Source organism: Herbiconiux daphne, from assembly GCF_024979295.1.
Classification (GTDB): Bacteria; Actinomycetota; Actinomycetes; order Actinomycetales; family Microbacteriaceae; genus Herbiconiux; species Herbiconiux daphnes.
This window is the reverse complement of sequence record NZ_JANLCJ010000067.1, coordinates 1-1,771: the sequence shown is the minus strand read 5'-3', so window position 1 is coordinate 1,771 and position 1,771 is coordinate 1. Positions and strand designations below refer to the sequence as shown.

The window sequence follows — 1,771 nt, the reverse complement described above, 5'->3', positions numbered from 1 at the left end:
CAGGTAGAACGCCAGCGGGAATACGTTAGCGATATTGCACAGCGCACAGAGGATATTAATAGCTATATTGCCGGGGTACATGCCCGTAATAAGCTAGCAATTGATATTAACATTGATAACCTTACTCAGAAGCTAAATAGCAATATTACTAATGATGAGTATGCTACTTACTCACGCCAATTGCAGAACGCCAAAGAACAAAGGCAAGCCCTAGATAATCGAGTAAATGAGGAATTACAATTACTCGCTATTCAGAAAATGGATTTAGCTAACTTCCGGGCGGCTCAGGAATTGGATATTAATAGCCGTAAGTATCCTAACTGGGAAAAAGAACGTAATCAGGTTATTAAATTCTATGCGGATAAAGGGATTGATTTTAATACAGTCCAGCACGTATGGACGCCAGAACTAGCAGAAGCGCTACGCAATGGCTATCTATACGAAAAGAACAAAGAGAAACTACAACAGAAAGCGGCTAAGTATGCACAAGCCAAAGCGCCCCGCTCTACTTCCAGTGTAGCTAATGCACAGCGTACACAGGCACAGGAAGCAGCAGCAGCTAAAAGGGAAGCCCTTAAGCAGCGTATGAATAATGGTGGGTTAGATGAGCGTGAAGTATCTAACATGTTTAATTACTTAGTAGATTAATAACACTGAAAGATTAAATGAATTTAAATGAGTCTTTCCTATAAACAGGAAACTCTATCTTATGGGTAAATTACCAAAACAACCTAAAAAGCCACAGCCTAAACCAGCATGGAAAGGGCATTTAAAACCAATTAAACCTAGTCAGTATGCGGAGGTGTAATTGTGGGAGGACTTTTTAAGAAAAAGAGTAGCTCTACTAAGACTACTGAAAATACAACACAGCAAAACCTGTTAGCACAGAATAAAGATTTTATGAATACCTTTAACGCCGCTAACAGGGAACTAGCTAACGCACCTCTACAGCAACAGCAGATAGCAGACTATAGCCAGCAGTTTTTACAGTCAGAGCAAAACCTATTAAAAGGGGTAGACCTTAGCGACTATAAGACCGCTCAAAACTATATGCAATCTATGGGCCAGAGCCAGCTACAACAGGGGCTACAGGGCCAGCAGAGCGCACAGGGTATCTTATCCCGTATTGCTGGCATGACCACGGCAGATTATCAAAAAGCCTTTGCTAGTGAGTTTAATAGTGATTTGGTTAATTCTCAGATTGCAGAAGCTACCAAAGATATTAACGAACAACGCGACCAATCAATCTATGAGCTAAACCAATCCGCTACGCTATCCGGTAATATGGGTAGTAGCCGTAGTGGTGTTGCTCAGGGTGTTATTGTTGGTAAGGCGGCTAGGGCGGTTGGTGCGGCTTCCGTACAGTACCGCACAGCAGAGGAACAGCTAGCACAAAATAGGGTTATGTCTTATTTAGGTATGCAACAGCAAAGCGCTAATAGCCTTGCCTCTATTGCAGGGCAACAGATTAGCACTGGTTATAATGCTTATAATCAGGGTATGAGCTATCTAAATCAATATAACCAGAACTATCTACAGAACCAACAGAATGCTTATAACGTTGGATTGCAACAGCAGCAGCGCCAACAGCAAGCCCTTAACGCTAACCAGTATAACGCATGGTTACTTAGTAATCCTAGCCTTGCTCGTTTGCAGCAATACGGCGGTATCTTGTCACCGTTTGCTAATGCTGGCACTACGGGAACCCGTAATACTACTACGGTTGCCCCGGCTCAGGGTAATGGCCTGATGGGTGGCTTAATGGGTGCGG

At 43.0% G+C, this 1,771-nt stretch carries 2 protein-coding genes; both read left to right on the top strand.

All coding sequences use genetic code 11. The features are described from left to right. Nucleotides 1-648: hypothetical protein (locus N1032_RS22910; protein WP_259542625.1), on the top strand; the 648-nt coding region annotated here is incomplete at its 5' end. Between the two features lie 162 nt (nucleotides 649-810). Continuing rightward, a partial coding sequence (locus tag N1032_RS22905; RefSeq protein ID WP_259542624.1) for a hypothetical protein occupies nucleotides 811-1,771 on the top strand: 961 nt, incomplete at its 3' end.